Consider the following 18616-nt stretch of genomic DNA (forward strand, 5'->3'; position numbering starts at 1 on the left):
TCCGGAACCAGTGATTGGTTCCGGATTGTCCTACAGCAGAAGGATCGGTCAATGGATCCTTAACTGATCAGCATTGCCCCAAGGGGCGGCGTTTTTATTGGTCGGCCGGCTTACTGCTTGAGCAGGCTGCCGTCGGTCACCTTGACCGCGGTACCGCCGCTTGCGAAGAAGCTGCCGAACTGGGTCTGCATCTCGGTGGTGACGGCGCCGGTCGGATCGAAGTTCTCGTCAGGTGCCAGCAGCGAGCTGTGCCCCCCGGCCACGAAGCGGGCCGCTCTGTGGTTGGCGGCGCCGGTGGCGGTCAGCGGTTGCAGGGCCAGGACCTTGAACAGCGGCTCGGTGCCACCTAGGGGGGCGGTGGCGATGCTGTTCGGGATCACCCGATCCGACAGGCTCAGGGCGCCGTCGCCGACGATTTCGGTGGCAAACAGCGGGAAGTCCGCCGCGATACCGCTCCCCAGGTTGATGGGGTCTGCCGAATCCAGCACCGACTGCGCCGCGAAGCTGTAGCTCTGCAGGGTGCTGGCCGCCGTGGCCTGGGTGGCCGCATCCTGGCTCGGCAGGAACTCGTTGACGAAGCAGGTCGGCACCGCCGTCTTGCAGTTCGGGGCATAGGCGGTGAAGGCTGCCTTCAGGGCCGCACTGCCAGCGGTCAGCACGCTCATCTGGATGGTCGGGCCGAAGGTCGGCGAGTTCAGCAACAGCGGCGCTATGCCGCCACCCGGCATGGCCAGGCCGCCAGTGTCGAACTTGAACAGGGCGTCTGCCGTCGGGTTGCCAACAGACTGGTTGGCCACCGCCAGCAGGTTGGCCCCCGCGATGGCACCCAGAGAGTGACCCAGGAAGTGTACCTTGAGGCTGCCTGCGGTGCCGATGGCGCCCTTGGCATTGGCCAGCCCCACTGCCAGACGCAGGCCCAGCAGATCCGCCACGCTCTGTTTCAGGTTGTCGCGGGCCACGGTCAGGTAGCTCAGGTTCAGGTAGGGGGTCGGGTTGTCGGAGGTGGTCACCGAGTCCATGCTGCCGGTCAGGGCGAAGCCGCGTTCACCGTGCAACGGATGATCGATCACCACCACGGCCACGTTCTTGCTCGCCCGGGCACCGGCACCAATCTGGCCAAGGGCCAGGGCGTAGGCGTTCTCCTTCACGGAGGTGACGCCGTGCTGATAGATGATCACGTCGGTGATGTTCGCCAGCGGTGCGGCGGCGAAGATCCGCATCGGGACGGACTGCACCTCTTCCAGTGCCGGCAGCGGGTTGAAGCGCCCGATATTCATCTCGGGATCCAGCGCCTTGCCGCCGGAGGTGAGGGTCACCCCGATCAACTTGCTCGCCTCCGCCAGCAGCTCGGCCTGACGGCTCGGATCGGCGATGAGTTCGCCCAGCAGGGCCGGATCCACACCCGCCCCCACCAGGCCGCCGATCACTTCGGCATCCTGGGCCTTCAGGGCGTTCGCGATGGCGTAGAGGCTGGGGATGGCACCGTGCCAGGACTGGGTCTTCGCCTTGTCCCAGGAGCCGGCGGTGGTCGGGGAGGAGAGGAAGTAGGGCAGCTTGACGGTGCCGCTGTAGACGGTGGTGCCCAAGGCCAGATTGTGGAGTGGAGTGCCGTCACCAAAAGCGGCGGCAATCGCATCCTTCTGCTCCTGGGGCAGGAAGTTCTCGGCGTCCAGCTGGGTCAGGAAGGGGCTGCCGCCGCTCACCGACAGGGTATAGGTGCCAGGCAGGCTGGTATTGCCCAGGGCGTCCTGCTTCCACAGGGCGGCAGCGTCCAGGGTCGGGCTCTTGAGCACGGATGCGGCCGCCCCTTTCACCGCCACCAGCACGTCGGCGCCGGACTGGGTACCGAACCAGTCGGAGAAGATCACGTGGTCGCTAGTGATGCCGGTGGCAGCCTTGAACAGCCCTTCCTGCAGCGCAATCAGGCCGCTGATGGTCTGCTCCTGGGCGTTGCTGCCGGTGCTGGTCTTGTAGTTGCTGTAGTCGCTACCCGGTCGCAGGGGGGCACCCGTGCTGTCTTTGAGGGTATCGGTCGCCACTATCATGTAGTAGGAAGAGGGGTTGAGCGGCTTGAGCGGCACCAGATTCAGCTTGCCGGTCGTCTCGGCCACCACGAAGTCCACCCCGTAGGTCAGCACCTTTTTCACGCCGCTCGGACGCAGGGCCGCACTGTCAAACTCCAGCTCCATCAGGTAGAGGGGGGCCACGGAGGCTGCGAATTCAGCAGCGGCCGGCGCCTTGACCTGGATGCCGGAGGCCGTCACCGGCACTATCTGGATCGCCTGGGTAGTCGACCAGCCATCCAAGGTGGAGAGGGCGGACACCGGGTTGGAGAGATCCGCCGTTTCCGTGGAGAATTTCAGGGTACCGTCGGTCGCACGGGCTGCCAGGGCGCTGGGTCGGACTGCATTGGAGCCGCTCAGCAGATAATCGAGATAGCTTGAGGTATCGCCTGTGTTGTCGTCACTGCCACCACAACCGCTCAGCAGCGCACTGACGACGGCCGCGTAAATTAGCTTTTTCTTCATATCCTTATCTCTTTTATGTTGTTATCCATGATGAGCCTGACGGGGTAGGGTTCAAACCCGACCGAATCATATTAACAGCAACGCAACAATTAATAAGCCTCTGGTCAGTCATCTGATCTGATTTTTTTGTGTACACCATCAAGGAATTGGAATTGATTCCCGGTGTCACAGGGTAGCAGCCAGGGTACATCAACCAGACCCGACCAGAGCCCGATGGGATCCATGGCGCAAAAAGCCGCCCCGATCTCGGCAAAGGGGACGATTTGTCGGTAGAATGGCGCCATTGCTTAAGGAGACCCCCATGATCGACCCGAAAAAACTGGAAGAGATCGCCAAACAGATACACAACGCCCTGCCCCCCGGCATTCGCAGCATGGGTGAAGAGGTGGAGAAAAAGACCCGTCAGGTCTTGCAGGCTCAGCTCAACAAGCTGGATCTGGTGAGCCGCGAGGAGTTCGACGTGCAGACCAAGGTGCTGCTGCGCACCCGGGAGAAGCTGACCGCCCTCGAGGCCAAGCTGGCCCAGCTCGAGCAGCAGCTCGCTGCCAAGGGCGAATGATCCGGCGTGACCCGCCGTAGATAGCACAAACCCCAGCCAGGCTGGGGTTTGTCGTTTTTATGGGGACAACGAGTTTCTCATCCCCCCTTCTCTCGCAAGACGATAAGGGGGCAGATCGACGCTCTGCGGTTGGCCGTGGTCAGATAAACTCGTAGGCATCGCCGAAGATGCGCTCGGGCTCGGCGCCCAGCACCTTGAACTCTTCCCGCGCGGCACCGGCCATCTCGAAGCGGCCCGCCACATAGATGTCGTAGTCATGCAGGCTGACGAAGTCATCCATGATGGCCTTGTGCACCAGCCCGGTCCTGCCGGTCCAGTCGCTCTCGGGCTCCTGCACCACGGGAATGAAGGTCAGCGGCGCGTAGTCGCGCTCCCACTGCTGCATCTGCTCCAGCTCGTAGAGCCAGTGCGCCTGGCGTACGCCCCAGTAGAGGAACACCGGACGCTTGCTGCCGCTGCCGATCAGGTATTCCAGGATGGCGCGGGCATAGGAGAAGCCGGTGCCTCCCGCCATCAGGATCAGCGGTCGGGGGGATTCGTCGCGCAGGAACGCCTTGCCGGCGGCCAACTCGACCTCGATCTCTCCCTGCTCGCGCATGCGGGCCAGCACCTGACCGGCATAGGCATTCTCGGGAGTGGCACCGATCTGCAGCTCCAGCACGCCGGAGCGGGTCGGCGAGTTGGCGATGGAGAAGGGGCGCTTGTCCGAATCGCTCATCACCACCAGCAGATACTGGCCCGGCTTGAAGCTCACCTCCTGCTGCGGCGCCAGCGCCACGTGCCAGATGGTGTCGACATATTCGCGCAGTTCCTCTACGCGGCACTTGATACGTTGCATTCTTGTCCTTGTGAGGGGCCTGCCCGGCCCGCTTCGCTCATGGTTTCACTGTTTTTATGGCGACCAGTTGGTGGTCAGGTCCGTCGAGCATACCCAATTCGGCACGGCAATACCGCACTTTTGCGTCACAATGGCCGCGCCGCATCGGAGATCCCTCAGTCGAGGATCTTCAGCTCGTCCCAGATGGCATCGATCTTCTGCTTTACCGCCTCGTCCTGGACGATGGGCTGACCCCACTCCCGGTTGCTCTCCCCAGGCCACTTGTTGGTGGCATCCAGCCCCATCTTGGAGCCGAGCCCGGAGACCGGCGAGGCGAAGTCCAGGTAGTCGATGGGGGTGTGCTCGATCAGGGTGGTGTCCCGAGCCGGGTCCATCCGGGTGGTGATGGCCCAGATCACGTCCTTCCAGTCGCGGGCGTTGATGTCGTCATCGCAGACGATCACGAACTTGGTGTACATGAACTGGCGCAGGAAGGACCAGACTCCCAGCATCACCCGCTTGGCGTGGCCAGGGTAACGCTTCTTGATGGTCACCACCGCCATCCGGTAGGAGCACCCCTCCGGCGGCAGGTAGAAATCCACTATCTCGGGAAACTGCTTCTGCAACAGCGGCACGAACACCTCGTTGAGCGCCACCCCGAGCACCGCCGGCTCATCGGGCGGACGGCCGGTGTAGGTGCTGTGGTAGATGGCATCCCGGCGCATGGTCATGTGGGTGATGGTGAAGACCGGGAACTCGTCCACTTCGTTGTAGTAGCCGGTGTGATCGCCGTAAGGCCCTTCGGGGGCCATCTCCCCCGGCTCCAGATAGCCTTCCAGCACGATCTCGGCGCTGGCGGGCACTTCCAGATCGCAGCTCAGCGCCTTCACCACCTCGGTACGGCTGCCCCGCAGCAGACCGGCAAAGGCGTATTCGGAGAGGCTGTCCGGCACCGGCGTCACCGCGCCCAGGATGGTCGCCGGATCGGCGCCCAGCGCCACCGCCACCGGGAAGCGTTCGCCCGGGTGGGCCTCCTGCCACTCGCGAAAATCGATGGCGCCGCCCCGGTGATCCAGCCAGCGCATGATCAGCTTGTTCTTGCCGATCTTTTGCTGGCGATAGATGCCGAGATTCTGCCGCTTCTTGTAGGGACCGCGGGTGATGGTCAGCCCCCAGGTGACCAGGGGCGCCACATCCCCGGGCCAGCAGTGCTGGATGGGGATCTGATCCAGATCCACCGCGTCCCCTTCCAGCACCACCTGCTGACAGGGGGCCGAAGAGAGCCGCTTGGTCGGCATGTTGAGCACCTGCTTGAAGATGGGCAGCTTCTCCATCAGCTCCTTGAGCCCGCGAGGCGGCTCCGGCTCTTTCAGGTAGGAGAGCCAGGTCCCCACCTGGCGCAGGGCGCTGACGTTGGGCTGGCCCATGCCCATGGCAACCCGGTCCGGCGTGCCGAACAGGTTGGTCAACACCGGCATGGTGTAGCCCTTGGGATTCTCAAACAGCAGAGCCGGGCCCCCCGCACGCAGGGTACGGTCGCTGATCTCGGTCATCTCCAGATAGGGGTCTATCTCGCGACTGATGCGCCTGAGCTGTCCGTTTTGTTCCAACTGCGCGATAAAATCACGCAAGTCCTTGTATTTCATGCAAGTACCCCAGCGGGATCAGGTGGTCCCGCATTATAACCCTGGCGGCGTATCCGGTGTACCCGTATCGGACCTCATGACGGACGAGGCGTGTCGCCGCTCCTGAAGCGTCAGCCGGTTTGCCAATTGACCCAGGAGCCTGGGCTCGTCCATCTGCAGCAACAGGCCGGCCACCAGCCCGCCATACTGGTGCTTGCCGAGTTCGGCCAGGAGGAACTGCTGGGCCCCGTCCGGCAAGGGGGAGAGGCGGCTGAGCTGGTGCAGGGCGGGGACCATCAGGCGGCTGTTCTGGCTGGCGGCGATCAGCAGATCGCTCGCCTCCTGACCTGAATAAAAGCGGGAAATGGTGTGCAGAGCAGTCAGGCTATCGTGATCCACTGGCTGACGCCACAGCTTGAGGTAGAGTGCCGTCTCCCCGGTCTGTTCGATGAAGTGCAGCAGCAACTGGTTGTCCGGCAGGAAGAGATTGAGGGCGGCAAGCCGCTGCGCCTCCCGACGCAGCACGGATACCGGCTGCCGATCGAGCACCGCCAGCAGGGCCTGCTGCTGCTGTGCCAGCTCGGGATTGCGGCTGTAGTAGACCTGCTTGAAGTCGAAGCGATCCTGCTCCAGCAACTGGCGATAGTTGTCCTGCCAGGCCAGCTGCTGCCAGTGGCTCAGCACCAGCCGGGCCTCGGCGGGGAAGTCGTAGGCGGGTAGCTGCACCAGGAAACCGTCCACCTTCCCTTCCACCAGCCATTGTGGCGCCTTGGCCGCTTGTGCCCGCACCCAGGCCAGCAGCGCCGGGCTCGGTGCGCCCGATGACTTGAGCTCACCCAGCAACTGGAACAACAGGAACTCCCGCTGCCCCACCGACAGGGTCTCGAGCAACGAGTCCATGGCATCAAACTGCCCGAGCGCCATGCGGCCGTCCAGGTACGCCCGATGCCCCTCCAGTCCCTCGTCCGCCACCAGGGGAGCCTGCAATTGCGGCGGGGAATCGGCATGCACCGGGGCCGCCAGCCACAACCAACCCATCCATATAAACAACACCAGCTTCATGACGTCCCTTTCCTTGTGACATCGAGGCTTCATACTACTAAGCCAGCCGTGAAATAGATAAACAAAAACCGCGACCTAGGCCGCGGTTTTGTCATGGAAGAGGCTGTTACTTCTGTTGACGCTTCATGGAGTCGAAGAACTCGTCGTTGGTCTTGGTCGCAGCCAGCTTGTCGATGAGGAACTCGATGCTGTCGATCTCGCCCATGGGGTGAATGATCTTGCGCAGGATCCACATCTTCTGCAGCTCGTCCGGTGCGGTCAGCAGCTCTTCCTTGCGGGTGCCGGAGCGGGTGATGTCGATGGCCGGGTAGACGCGCTTCTCGGCAATCTTGCGCGAGAGGTGCAGTTCCATATTGCCGGTACCCTTGAACTCTTCGTAGATGACTTCATCCATCTTGGAGCCGGTATCGATCAGCGCGGTGGCGATGATGGTCAGGCTGCCGCCCTCTTCGACGTTGCGCGCCGCACCGAAGAAACGCTTCGGACGGTGCAGGGCGTTGGCGTCCACACCACCGGTCAGCACCTTGCCGGAAGACGGGATGACGGTGTTGTAGGCGCGGGCCAGACGGGTGATGGAGTCCAGCAGGATCACCACGTCCTTCTTGTGCTCGACCAGACGCTTGGCCTTCTCGATCACCATTTCGGCGACCTGGACGTGACGGGAGGCCGGCTCGTCGAAGGTGGAGGCGATGACTTCGCCCTTCACCATCCGCTGCATCTCGGTCACTTCTTCCGGACGCTCGTCAATCAGCAGCACGATCAGCTCACAATCCGGGTGGTTGTAGGCGATGCTCTGGGCGATGTTCTGCAGCAGCATGGTCTTACCGGCCTTGGGCGGTGCAACGATGAGACCGCGCTGGCCCTTGCCGATCGGGGATGCCAGATCCAGCACACGGGCGGTGATGTCTTCGGTGGAACCGTTGCCACGCTCCATGCGCAGACGCTCGTTGGCGTGCAGGGGAGTGAGGTTTTCAAACAGGATCTTGTTGCGGGAGTTTTCCGGACGGTCGTAGTTGACGTCGTTGACCTTGAGCAGGGCGAAATAGCGCTCGCCCTCTTTCGGCGGCCGGATCTTGCCGGAAATGGTATCGCCGGTACGCAGGTTGAAGCGGCGGATCTGGCTCGGGGAGACATAGATGTCATCCGGACCAGCGAGATAAGAGCCGTCTGCACTGCGCAGGAAACCGAAACCGTCGGTCAGGATTTCCAGCACACCGTCGCCAAAGATATCCTCGCCGCCCTTGGCGTGCGCCTTGAGGATTGCAAAGATAATGTCTTTCTTGTGCGCCCGAGCCAGATTTTCCAACCCCATGGATTCGCCAAGCTGGACCAGCTCGGACACAGGAGTGTTCTTAAGTTCAGTCAGATTCATAGTGGTGAAAGTCTGTAAGCAAGGATTGAAATGAGGAGACAGTCTGCTGGATTGATGCTGATCGGATTTGACTTGCCAGGCTGGTAGTTAAGCAAAGAGTCAGGCAAAAAGGTTAGCAAACGAGCGATAAACTAGCACCAATCAGGGTGAGCGTCTAGGTGATAAAACACAAGGAGCGCATTATTGCAATGCGCTCCTTCTTGATTATTACAGGTTGCCGTCCAGGAACTCTTTCAGTTGGGTCTTGGACAGGGCGCCGACCTTGGTCGCTGCCACTTCACCATTCTTGAACAGCAGCAGGGTCGGGATACCACGAATGCCGTACTTGGGCGGAGTGTCGGCGTTATGATCGATGTTCAATTTCGCCACGGTCACGCGACCTTCATATTCCTGAGCAACTTCGTTCAGGATCGGGGCAATCATCTTGCACGGTCCACACCATTCGGCCCAGAAATCGACCAGAACAGGGCTGTCGGCGTTGATTACATCGGCCTCGAAGCTGGCATCGCTCAGCTGAACAATCTTGTCACTCATCTCCAACTCCAGTCAGTAATTAAGGCTTTATTGATGGTTCAACAAAGGCAATAGTTGCCCTATTTGAAATGATCCTGTTTATTATTGCAAGCCTAACCTGATAACCTACCGCCATGAGCAAAACACATCTAACGACCGAAAAATTCGCCCAAATGGGCCTCGAACCCGAAGTTCTGGCTGGTCTGGAATCAAAGGGATTTCACTATTGTACGCCCATCCAGGCACTGTCCCTGCCCCTGCTGGTTGAAGGTCATGACCTCGCCGGTCAGGCTCAGACGGGGACCGGCAAAACCCTGGCTTTCCTGGCGGCGACATTCAACTATTTGCTGACCCATCCGCTGACCAGGCCGCGCCTCATCAACCAGCCCCGCGCCATCATCATGGCCCCGACCCGGGAGCTGGCCGTCCAGATCTATAACGATGCAGAGAGCATATCAGCCTCCACCGGGCTCAAGCTCGGTCTCGCCTATGGTGGCGAAGGCTACGACAAGCAGCTGGCCGTGCTGGAACAGGGCGTCGACATCCTGATCGGCACCACCGGCCGCATCATCGACTACTTCAAGTCCAAGGTCATCGATCTCGGCAACATCCAGGTCGTGGTACTGGACGAAGCGGATCGCATGTTCGATCTGGGCTTCATCAAGGACATCCGTTTCCTGTTCCGCCGCATGCCCCCCGCCACCGAGCGTCTGAGCATGCTGTTCTCCGCCACCCTCTCCCTGCGGGTGCAGGAGCTAGCCTATGAACACATGAACCACCCGAAACATGTGCAGGTCGAACCGGAACAGATGACCGGCGTGCGGATCAAGGAGGAGCTCTTCTACCCCTCCAACGAAGACAAGATGTTGCTGCTGCTCTCCCTGATGGAAGAGGAGTGGCCCGAGAAAGCCATCGTCTTCGCCAACACCAAGCACGTCTGTGAAGACGTTCATGCGTGGCTGGAGAACGACGGCCACCGCGTCGGCCTGCTGACCGGCGACGTGCCGCAGAAGAAGCGGATGAAGATCCTGGAAGAGTTCACCAAGGGCACCCTGGATATCCTGGTCGCCACCGACGTGGCCGCCCGTGGTCTGCACATCCCCGACGTGACTCACGTCTTCAACTACGACCTGCCCGACGATGCCGAAGACTATGTCCACCGCATCGGTCGTACCGGCCGCGCCGGCAAAAGCGGTCACTCCATCAGCCTGGCCTGTGAAGACTATGCCTTCAACCTGCCGGCCATCGAGGAGTACATCCACCACCCCATCCCGGTCAGCAAGTATGACCGCGAGGCGCTGCTGGATGACGTCACCGCACCAAAACGGGTGTTCCGCAACCGCCAGCCGGTGAACCGCAACATGCGGGATCGCCAGGGCGGTGGCAACAGCAACAACCGTCGTCGTCCCCCCCGCAAGAACTGAGGGATCGGCCAAGTTGCACAACTCGCCTCTCTATGCCGCCATCGACCTCGGCTCCAACAGCTTTCACATGCTGGTGGTGCGCGAGGTCGCCGGTGCCCTGCGCACCGTCACCAAGGTCAAACGCAAGGTACGCCTCGCCGCCGGCCTCGATGCCGATTTTCGCCTCAACCGTGCCGCCATGGAGCGGGGCTGGGATTGTCTGCGCCTCTTCTCCGAGCAGTTGCAGGACATCCCGTCCGACAATATCCGGGTAGTGGGCACCGCCACCCTGCGCCTGGCCACCAACGTCGACGAATTCATCAGCGAAGCGGAACGGGTGCTCAACCACAGCATCGAGATCATCTCGGGCGAGGAAGAAGCCAAGACCATCTATGAAGGTGTCTCCTGGACGTCGGCAGGGGAAGGCAACCGGCTGGTAATCGACATCGGCGGCGCCAGCACCGAGCTGGTGATCGGCGAGCAGAGCGAAGCCAAGCTGCTCAACAGCCTGCACATGGGCTGCGTCACCTGGCTCAACAACCACTTCGGTGATGGCGAGCTCTCCGAGACGCGCTTCAACCAGGCCATTGCCGCCGCCAAGGCGGTACTGGAGAAAGTGGCTGCGGACTACCGTGTCCTCGGCTGGCGCACCTGCGTCGGCGCCTCCGGCACCGTCCAGGCGCTGCAGGAGATCATGCTGGCCCAGGGCAAGAGCGAGCGGGTCACCCTGCCCAAGTTGCAAGAGCTGATGGGTCAGGCCATCGCCTGCGGCAGAGTCGATCAGTTGCAGCTCGAAGGGCTGGCGGCCGAACGGCTGACCGTGTTCCCCTCCGGTCTCGCCATCCTGATCGCCATCTTCGAGACCCTCGACATCGAGAGCATGACCCTGGCGGGCGGTGCCCTGCGTGAAGGACTCATCTACGGCCTGCTCGGCAACAATCACGACTGTGATGCCCGGGATCGCACCGCCGACAGCCTGATCAGCCGCTACCAGCTGGACAAGGAGCACGCCGAGCGGGTGCGCGACACCGCCATCCAGGCCTTCACCCAGCTGCAGCCGGCCTGGCGCCTCTCCAAGCGCTACGGTCGCCCGATCCTGCGCTATGCGGCCCTGCTGCACGAAATTGGTCTGTGCATCGAGTACAAGAAGGCGCCGCAACACGCCGCTTACATCATCGACAACATCGACATGCCGGGCTTCACCCCGGCCCAGAAGAAGCTGCTGTCGGCCCTGCTGCTCAACCAGCGGGACGACTTCAAGCTGGAGCCGCTGGAGAAACAGGGAGCCGTGACGGCTCGCCAGGCGATCCGGCTGGCCCGCATCCTGCGCATCTCCCTGATCCTCTGCATGCGCCGCACCCAGGGTACAGTGCCCCAGTTCATGCTGCAGGCCGATGAGGATGCCCTGACCCTGACCCTGCCCAGGGGCTGGCTGGACGAGCACTACCTGCGGGCCAGCGAGCTGCGCCTGGAAGTGGAGCGCCAGCAGAAGATGGGCTGGTCCACCCGCCTGCTGGAAGCCTGAACGGGCGCCCTGCGCCCGCTTCGCTTCTTTTCCCGCCCGTTCCGACAATCCCTTTCGCAGCCATCATTGGCGCCATTCAACGCCTTACCGTTGATTTTATTGTACTTTCAACCCAATTCCGGTTCTCCGCTCCCCCTGCCATCTAGCCTGTGCCAGCGGCTCGGCTAGAGTTGAGTTGTCTCTCTCACAGGAACGGAAACCATGAAACATTTACCCCTGATAGCCCTGACTGCCCTGCTGACCGCCTGCGGTGGCGGCAGTGACGACAACAGCCAGCAGAATGCCGAGATGTCCCTGGCCTTCTCCGATGCCCCGGTGGATTCGGTCAGCAAGGTCTGCATCGCCGTCTCCAACATCAGCATCCACCCCGTCTCGGGGAGCGAGCTGGCCTGGACCACCGCCAGCTTCCTGACATCGGCCCAGGACGATGGCTGCACGCCGACGGGAGAGATCATCCCTCTGGACGCCTCAGGCCACCCCCTGTTCACCTATATCGATCTGCTGAAATACCCGGGCTCCAGCAGCCGCCCCCTGCTGGCCAGCCAGAGCGTGGTCCCCGGCGACTACAGCCAGATGCGGCTGCGGATCCTGGATGGCCGGGATGCAGGCAATCAATTCCCGGATGGCACACCCTACTCCTACGTCCTGCAGGATGACAGCGTGATCAAGCCGCTGGAGGTGCCGAGCAACGAGCTCAAGCTGGATGCCTTCACCATAGCCGCCAACGGCCTCAGCGCCTTCACCACAGAGTTCGACCTGCGCCACTCCATGGTGCTGCCGGGCCACGAGGAGCATTACAAGCTCAAGCCCAGAGGGGTGCGACTGGTGAACAACACCGAGGTCGCCACCGTCAGGGGCACGGTGGCGGCAGGGCTTTGCGGCGGCCAGCTCACCGACAAGGCCTTCGTCTACTTCTACGACGAACTGCGCCCTGTGGGAGATGACGCCTATCCCGACATGGCCGACCTCGACAACGGCTTCTACGCCAGCGCCCCCGTCGTTCCCCTGACGGGTGGTGGTTACGGCTACGAGCTGGGCTTCGTCAACCTCGGCAGCTACGACATGGTGCTGGTCTGCAACGGCGACGAGGATGATCCCGAGCTGGCCAACGACCCGCTGCAGCTGGAGCAGGTGCTGAAGGCGCAGCCGGTGACGGCCCCGACCACCAGCATCAATTTCCAGTGACGGGCCTGGGGCCGAGGTAGGAGAAGCACCATGACAGGGTATCAACCCATCAGTTGCGACCTCTACGACTGGCTCGAGATCGCCGCCCGCTGGCAGCTGCCGGTCACCCTCACCGGTCGGGACGGCCGCCTGTGGGCAGACAGGATCCGCACCATCGAGGCCAGAGAAGGCGTCGAGTACCTGCTATTGCAAGGCGGCGAGCGCCTCAGCCTGGCGGATCTGGCGAGTCTGGAGCTGCTCTGGCAGGGGGAAGAGAAGCGGATCCGCTTCTAGCCGCCGAGTGCGAACAACGAAAGAGGGCCCGCGCTGCGGGCCCTCTTGCTATCTGACACCTTGACTCAAGCGCGCTCGATTCAGCCTGCCGCCAGCGCCGCCATCACATAGACGTCGAAGCGGTTGCTCTTGGTCTCGATGGCCATGCTCGGCTTCTGCTCGTTGAGCCAGCCCGCGTAGTCCGGCCGCTTCACCACCACCCGTTTCTCCGCCATCCTGAGCGCCGCCGGCAGCAAGGCGTCGGCGTCCAGATCGGCCCCCACCAGGGACTGGAACACCCGCATCTCTTTTTTCACCAGCGCCGACTTCTGCTTGTGGGGGAACATGGGATCCAGGTAGATGACCTCGGGCCGTTCGGTCAGCGCCAGCAGGGTCTCCACCGCCGGCCCGTGCAGCAGCTGCATCCGCTCGCGCACCCAGGGGCCTATCTCGGGATCCTGGCCCGCCCGCGCCAGGCCGTCCTGCAGCAGGGCCGCCACCACGGGGCTGCGCTCGATCAGGGTCACCCTGCAGCCGAGGGAGGCGAGCACGAAGGCGTCACGGCCGAGCCCGGCGGTGGCGTCCACCACGGTCGGCATGGCCCCCGACTTCAGCCCCACCGCCTTGGCGATGGACTGGCCGCGACCACCGCCGAACTTGCGGCGATGGGCCACCGCCCCTTCGATGAAGTCCACATAGACGGCCCCCAGCTTGGGCTCGTCCAGCTTGCGCAGCTCCAGCCGTGCCTCGGTCAGCACCAGCGCGAAGGGGGCCGGAAACTCCACCCCGGCCAGCCGCAGCCGCAGGGCGTCGAGCTCGCCATCGCGGGCGGGGACTTCACTGAAAACCTGAATATGGGGCATAACACGGACTCATCACGGCGCAGGAGCCGGCATGATAGCAGAAGCGGGAGATCAGCTCACCGTGGTCAGGTTCATCCCCTGACGGTTGAGGCCCAGGTACTCCACCAGATCGTCATAGGGCAGCGGACGGCTGAGCAGGTAGCCCTGGGTGAAGGCACAGCCCTTCAGGCAGAGGAAGTTCAGCTGCTCCCGGGTCTCCACCCCTTCGATCACCACCTGCATGCCGAGGTTGTGCACTATGTTGATGATGCCGTCGAGCAGCAGCCTGTCCTGCTCGTTGAAGGGGATGTGGCGCACGAAGGAGCGGTCGATCTTCACCAGATCCACCGGGAAGGTGCGCAGGTAGTTGAGGGCCGAGTAGCCGGTGCCGAAGTCGTCGATGGCCAGCTTGCAGCCCGCCTCGCGCAGGGCATCGATCCGCACCCTGTGCTGATCGCTGGTCTCCATCAGCAGGGACTCGGTGATTTCGATGATGATGTCCGCCGGGTCCAGGTTGAAGTGACGGATCACCCTGAGCCACTCGTTGGCCTCCGGGTCTATGGTCTGGAACTCCAGGGTGGAGCGGTTGATGGACATCTGCAGATCCGGGAAGCCGGACTGCTGCAATCTGGCCAGATCCCGGCAAGACTGCCACAGCACCAGGGCACCCAGCCCCTGGATGAGCCCCGCCTCTTCCGCCAGCGGGATGAAATCCGCCGGTGAGACCTGACCCCAGTGGGGGTGATACCAGCGCACCAGGGCCTCCAGCTTGGCGACCCGGCCGCTGCGGTTGTCCCAGATGGGCTGGTAGGCCATGGTCAGCTGGCCCAGCTTGATGGCCTCCGCCAGATCGTGCTGCATCTGGTGGCGCTGGCTCACCTCTTCCCGCATGGAGGCGTTGTAGGTGCCGAGGGGGCGTCCCTGGCGCTTGGCGACGAACAGGGCCTGCTCGGCATTGCGCAAGAGCTCGTCGCTGTCGCCGCCGTCATTGGGACAGAGGGTGATCCCCAGGGTGGCGGTCACATAGAGGTGCTGGTTGGCCAGCATGAAGGGACGGGCAAAACCGCCGATCACCTGCTTGGCAAACACCTCGGCCTGACGGCGGTTGACGATGCCGGGCACCAGGAAGGCAAACTCGTCGCCGCCGATGCGGGCCACTAGGTCCTCGGTGCGCACCCGGCTCACCAGCCGATCCGATACTTCCCGCAGCAGGGCGTCGCCCACATGGTGATCCATGCTGTTGTTGACCGCCTTGAAGTTGTTGAGGTCGAGCACCATGAGGGCGAAGCGCTCCCCCCGCTCGCAGAAGCGGGCCAGACAGCGACCGAACAGCCAGCGGTTGGGCAGGCCGGTGAGGTTGTCGTAGTTGGCCTGGGCGGCGATCTTCTGCTCCGCCAGCTTGGTCTGGGAAAGATCGCTGAAGATGGCGATGTACTGACTGATCTTGCCCCCTTCCCGCACGGCGCTGATCATCAGCTGCTGGGGATAGAGCTTGCCGTTCTTGCGCTTGTTCCACACCTCCCCACGCCAGATCCCCACCCGCTCCAGGGCATGGTACATGTCCGCATAGAAGGTCTGATCGTGCAGTCCGGACTTGAGCATGCTGGGCCGCTGGCCACACGCCTCCTCCTCGCTGTAACCGGTGATCTTCTCGAAGGCCGGATTGACCGAGATGATGCGACTGTCGGCATCGCACACCAGAATGGCTTCGGAGAGGTTGTCATAGACCCGGTGGGAGAGCTTGAGCTGCTCCGCATGGCGCCTGATGGGATCGATGTTCTCCAGCACCACCATGAGATAGTCGGGGTGCATCTGCTCGTTGCGGATCAGGGTCACCGTCACCCGTCCCCACAGGACGGTCCCATCCCGATGGAGATAACGCTTCTCCTGGGTAAACGCGGGACGCTCCCCCCGCTTGAGGGCGTCGTAGAGCGCAATGCTGGTCTGCCAGTCGTCCGGATGGTTGATTTCGGCGACGGTGAGCTGTTGCAGCTCCTCCTGGCTGTAGCCGAGCATCTTCTCGATGGCCGGGTTCGCCCAGAGGATCTTGCCGCCCAGATCCACCTTGCCGATGCCCACGGGCGCATGGGACATCATGGTGTCCAGGAAGTGGTGATGTTCCGGTTGCGCCGGCTGCTCCTGGCTCTGGCGCTGCTGATACATCAGCGCCAGTTCACGACCGGCGAGCGGGGCCAGCAGACGCAGCAGGCCCACTATCTTCTCCATTCTCGGCATGGCCCGCTTGAACATGACGCTGCACAGGCCGATGGTCTCTCCCTCGGCGTTCTTGAGCGCGACGCCGGCATAGGCTCTCACCTCGCAGCGCTCCAGCACGGCGGCGTGGGGGAACAGCTGGCGGGTGCGATCACTGAACCAGGCTTCACCCTGTTGCATGGCGATCTCCCCCGGAGTGTCGGCGAGGGGGAAGCTGTAGGAGTTGATGTCGAGGGAGGCGGGATAGGCGGCATGCACGGTAAAGAACAGACCCGCCTGATCCTTGCCGGACACCAGGACGAAGTCAGCCCCCACCGCGTTGGCGATTTCACTCACAAAGGCATCAAAATATCCCTGACCACTCGAATGAGACAGGCTGGAGATGATTTGATAGACAGACTCGAGTGCTCGCCTCATGGCAAGGTTCTTTCTCTCCCTGGAAGGTAGAACCCGACTCTACTGAAGAGGCGGGGACAGTGCAAACATGCACTCCGCAAGATATTAAAAAGGCTTGGAAAAAGGGACCAAAAGGTCCCTTTTTCTATCAAAAATCACGTTTCGATCCCACTATGCCGCAAATGTGTACCTGCTTGAAGCTCCCGCAGTGGCGCGGCAGCTCATCCAATCGAGGCTCACTGTGGCGGCGGGACCTCACGCGGCGATACCGCTGTGACGCAGCAGCGCATCCACCTGGGGCTCCCGGCCACGGAAGGCACGGAACAGCTCCATCGGCTCCCTGGAGCCGCCCTTTTCCAGAATGTTCTTCAGGAAGGAGTGGCCCGTGGCCGGGTTGAAGATCCCCTCCTCCTCGAAGCGGGAGAAGGCGTCGGCAGAGAGTACCTCGGCCCACTTGTAGCTGTAGTAGCCCGCCGCGTAGCCGCCCGCGAAGATGTGGGAGAAGCTGTGCTGGAAGCGGTTGAACGCCGGAGGCGTCATCACGGCGACCTGGCTGCGCACCTCATCCAGCAGCGCAGGGATCTGATCCGCTCTGGTCGGGTCAAAGGTCTGGTGCAGACGGAAGTCGAACAGGGCGAACTCCAGCTGGCGCAGCATCTGCATCGCCGCCTGGAAGTTGCGGGCGGTCAGCATCTTCTCCAGCAGATCGGCGGGCAGCGGCTCCCCGGTCTCGTAATGGCCGGAGATGAAGGCCAGCGCCTCGGATTCCCAGCACCAGTTCTCGAGGAACTGGCTCGGCAGCTCCACCGCATCCCAGGCCACGCCGTTGATGCCAGCCACGCCAGCCACATCGATGCGGGTCAGCATGTGGTGAATGCCGTGGCCGAACTCGTGGAACAGGGTGACCACTTCGTTGTGGGTAAACAGGGCCGGCTTGCCGTCCACCGGGCCGTTGAAGTTGCAGGTCAGGTAGGCCACCGGCTTTTGCAGGGAGCCGTCCTGACGGTAGCGGCGACCCAGGCAGACATCCATCCAGGCGCCGCCCTGCTTGTGCTCGCGGGCATAGAGATCCAGGTAGAAGCTGCCGCGCAGCTCGTCATCGGCGTCAAAGATGTCGTAGAAGCGCACATCCGGGTGCCAGGTGTCGATGCCGAGACGCTCGCGTACCTTCATGCCGAACACCCGCTTGACCACCTCGAACAGCCCCTTCACGACCCGGCCGGCGGGGAAATAAGGACGCAACTGCTCATCAGAGACCGAAAACTTGTGCTGTTTGAGCTTTTCTGCGTAATAGGCAAGATCCCAGGCCGCCAGTTCGTCCTGACCGTGCTGCTCGGCGGCAAAGGCGCGGATCTCCTCCAGCTCCGCCTTGCCTTGGGGCAGGGACTTGGCAGCCAGGTCGGTGAGGAACTCCACCACCTGCTCCGGCTTGTCCGCCATCTTGGTCGCGAGGGAGAGCTCGGCATAGTTGGCAAAGCCCAGCAGTCGGGCCAGCTCCCGGCGCAGGGTGAGCAACTCGGTCATGATGGCGGAGTTGTCCCACTTGCCAGCGTTGGGGCCCTGGTCGGAGGCGCGGGTGGTGAAGGCCTCATACAGCTCGGCACGCAGGGCGCGGCTGTCGGCATACATCATCACCGGCAGGTAGGAGGGGATGTCCAGGGTGAACAGCCACCCCTCCTTGCCCTTGAGTTCGGCCATCTGGCGCGCGGCAGCCTGGGCGCTCGCGGGCAGACCAGCCAGCTCGGCCTCGTCGGTCACCAGCTTGTGCCAGCCCTGGGTCGCGTCCAGCACGTTGTTGCTGAAACGGGAGGCGAGCTCCGAGAGGCGGGCCTGGATCTCGCCGTAACGCTGCTGCGCCTCGGCAGGCAGACCGATGCCGGAGAGGCGGAAATCGCGCAGGGTGTTCAGGATCTCCTTGCGCTGGGCATCATCCAGCCGGGGGAAGTCATCGCTCTCGGAGAGGGCCAGATAGGCTTGATAGAGCCCTTCATGCTGACCGACATAGGTCTGGAATTCGGAAAGCAGCGGCAGGCAGGCATCGTGAGCCGCCCGCAGCGCCTCGCTGTTCTGCACGGCGTTGAGGTGGCTGATGGGGGACCAGATCCGGGAGAGGCGGTCGTTGACCTCTTCCAGCGGGGCGATCAGGCTGTCCCAGGTGTGAGGCTCCTTCTGGGCCAGCACATCCTCAATCTTCTGTTTGCAATCGGCGATGGCCTGCGTCACGGCAGGTTGCACCTGATCGGGCTGGATCTGGCTGAAGGGAGGCAGCGAGTCCATTGTCAGCAAAGGGTTAGTCATCTGCGGTACCTCTAAATGCTCTGCA

Annotated in this window: 14 protein-coding genes; 5 read left to right on the forward strand and 9 right to left on the reverse strand. The window is 62.7% G+C overall.

All coding sequences use genetic code 11. The features are described from left to right. Nucleotides 1-110: 110 nt before the first annotated feature. Complete coding sequence (locus PG892_RS14920; protein ID WP_210555816.1) at nucleotides 111-2528, reverse strand: VolA/Pla-1 family phospholipase; 2418 nt, start codon at nucleotides 2526-2528, stop codon at nucleotides 111-113. A 301-nt stretch (nucleotides 2529-2829) separates the two neighbouring features. Between PG892_RS14920 and ubiK the strand changes: the two genes are divergently transcribed. Next, a complete protein-coding gene (ubiK, locus tag PG892_RS14925; RefSeq protein WP_010672374.1) occupies nucleotides 2830-3087 on the forward strand; it encodes a ubiquinone biosynthesis accessory factor UbiK in 258 nt (85 codons plus the stop codon). 139 nt (nucleotides 3088-3226) lie between these two features. Here the strand turns inward: ubiK and fre are convergent, their stop codons facing one another. The 5 genes from fre to trxA form a co-directional block, all read right to left on the reverse strand. Beyond that, entirely contained in the window at nucleotides 3227-3925 is a 699-nt protein-coding gene (gene fre / locus PG892_RS14930; protein ID WP_010672373.1) for an NAD(P)H-flavin reductase, read from the reverse strand. Between the two features lie 155 nt (nucleotides 3926-4080). Continuing rightward, nucleotides 4081-5550, reverse strand: coding sequence for a 4-hydroxy-3-polyprenylbenzoate decarboxylase (gene ubiD / locus PG892_RS14935; RefSeq protein ID WP_010672372.1), 1470 nt, complete (start codon nucleotides 5548-5550; stop codon nucleotides 4081-4083). Between the two features lie 33 nt (nucleotides 5551-5583). Then, the gene (locus PG892_RS14940; protein WP_010672371.1) at nucleotides 5584-6591 is read right to left on the reverse strand and encodes a hypothetical protein; all 1008 of its coding nucleotides are present in this window, start codon (nucleotides 6589-6591) and stop codon (nucleotides 5584-5586) included. Between the two features lie 106 nt (nucleotides 6592-6697). Continuing rightward, nucleotides 6698-7963: a transcription termination factor Rho gene (gene rho / locus PG892_RS14945; RefSeq protein WP_010672370.1), complete on the reverse strand. Its 1266-nt coding sequence runs from the start codon at nucleotides 7961-7963 to the stop codon at nucleotides 6698-6700. A gap of 207 nt (nucleotides 7964-8170) precedes the next feature. Beyond that, entirely contained in the window at nucleotides 8171-8497 is a 327-nt protein-coding gene (gene trxA, locus PG892_RS14950) for a thioredoxin TrxA (RefSeq protein ID WP_010672369.1), read from the reverse strand. Between the two features lie 113 nt (nucleotides 8498-8610). Between trxA and rhlB the strand changes: the two genes are divergently transcribed. The 4 genes from rhlB (at nucleotide 8611) to PG892_RS14970 (ending at nucleotide 12862) form a co-directional block, all read left to right on the forward strand. After that, entirely contained in the window at nucleotides 8611-9900 is a 1290-nt protein-coding gene (gene rhlB / locus PG892_RS14955; protein ID WP_202041444.1) for an ATP-dependent RNA helicase RhlB, read from the forward strand. A gap of 13 nt (nucleotides 9901-9913) precedes the next feature. Beyond that, a complete protein-coding gene (gene gppA / locus PG892_RS14960) occupies nucleotides 9914-11404 on the forward strand; it encodes a guanosine-5'-triphosphate,3'-diphosphate diphosphatase (RefSeq protein WP_104455035.1) in 1491 nt (496 codons plus the stop codon). Nucleotides 11405-11605: 201 nt separating this feature from the next. Next, nucleotides 11606-12589: a DUF4382 domain-containing protein gene (locus PG892_RS14965; RefSeq protein WP_104455034.1), complete on the forward strand. Its 984-nt coding sequence runs from the start codon at nucleotides 11606-11608 to the stop codon at nucleotides 12587-12589. A gap of 30 nt (nucleotides 12590-12619) precedes the next feature. Then, on the forward strand, nucleotides 12620-12862 hold the full coding sequence (locus tag PG892_RS14970; RefSeq protein WP_104455033.1) for a Rho-binding antiterminator: 243 nt from the start codon (nucleotides 12620-12622) through the stop codon (nucleotides 12860-12862). A gap of 80 nt (nucleotides 12863-12942) precedes the next feature. Here PG892_RS14970 and PG892_RS14975 read toward each other — a convergent pair whose 3' ends face one another. The 3 genes from PG892_RS14975 to prlC all read right to left on the reverse strand — a co-directional run bounded on the left by PG892_RS14975 (nucleotide 12943) and on the right by prlC (nucleotide 18591). Beyond that, on the reverse strand, nucleotides 12943-13704 hold the full coding sequence (locus PG892_RS14975) for a class I SAM-dependent methyltransferase (protein WP_246878003.1): 762 nt from the start codon (nucleotides 13702-13704) through the stop codon (nucleotides 12943-12945). A 51-nt stretch (nucleotides 13705-13755) separates the two neighbouring features. Beyond that, nucleotides 13756-16314, reverse strand: coding sequence for a putative bifunctional diguanylate cyclase/phosphodiesterase (locus PG892_RS14980; RefSeq protein WP_210555815.1), 2559 nt, complete (start codon nucleotides 16312-16314; stop codon nucleotides 13756-13758). A 234-nt stretch (nucleotides 16315-16548) separates the two neighbouring features. Then, complete coding sequence (gene prlC / locus PG892_RS14985; protein WP_043155404.1) at nucleotides 16549-18591, reverse strand: oligopeptidase A; 2043 nt, start codon at nucleotides 18589-18591, stop codon at nucleotides 16549-16551. Nucleotides 18592-18616 lie beyond the last annotated feature (25 nt).

This window comes from Aeromonas sp. QDB68, assembly GCF_027707405.1.
Taxonomy (GTDB): domain Bacteria; phylum Pseudomonadota; class Gammaproteobacteria; order Enterobacterales; family Aeromonadaceae; genus Aeromonas; species Aeromonas caviae.

Coding starts and splice junctions, on each gene's coding strand:
- prlC (WP_043155404.1), bottom strand. CDS start 18,591: ATGACTAACCCTTTGCTGACAATGGACTCGCTGCCTCCCTTCAGCCAG.
- PG892_RS14980 (WP_210555815.1), bottom strand. CDS start 16,314: ATGAGGCGAGCACTCGAGTCTGTCTATCAAATCATCTCCAGCCTGTCT.
- PG892_RS14920 (WP_210555816.1), bottom strand. CDS start 2,528: ATGAAGAAAAAGCTAATTTACGCGGCCGTCGTCAGTGCGCTGCTGAGC.
- PG892_RS14940 (WP_010672371.1), bottom strand. CDS start 6,591: ATGAAGCTGGTGTTGTTTATATGGATGGGTTGGTTGTGGCTGGCGGCC.
- trxA (WP_010672369.1), bottom strand. CDS start 8,497: ATGAGTGACAAGATTGTTCAGCTGAGCGATGCCAGCTTCGAGGCCGAT.
- ubiD (WP_010672372.1), bottom strand. CDS start 5,550: ATGAAATACAAGGACTTGCGTGATTTTATCGCGCAGTTGGAACAAAAC.
- fre (WP_010672373.1), bottom strand. CDS start 3,925: ATGCAACGTATCAAGTGCCGCGTAGAGGAACTGCGCGAATATGTCGAC.
- rho (WP_010672370.1), bottom strand. CDS start 7,963: ATGAATCTGACTGAACTTAAGAACACTCCTGTGTCCGAGCTGGTCCAG.
- PG892_RS14975 (WP_246878003.1), bottom strand. CDS start 13,704: ATGCCCCATATTCAGGTTTTCAGTGAAGTCCCCGCCCGCGATGGCGAG.
- ubiK (WP_010672374.1), top strand. CDS start 2,830: ATGATCGACCCGAAAAAACTGGAAGAGATCGCCAAACAGATACACAAC.
- rhlB (WP_202041444.1), top strand. CDS start 8,611: ATGAGCAAAACACATCTAACGACCGAAAAATTCGCCCAAATGGGCCTC.
- PG892_RS14965 (WP_104455034.1), top strand. CDS start 11,606: ATGAAACATTTACCCCTGATAGCCCTGACTGCCCTGCTGACCGCCTGC.
- PG892_RS14970 (WP_104455033.1), top strand. CDS start 12,620: ATGACAGGGTATCAACCCATCAGTTGCGACCTCTACGACTGGCTCGAG.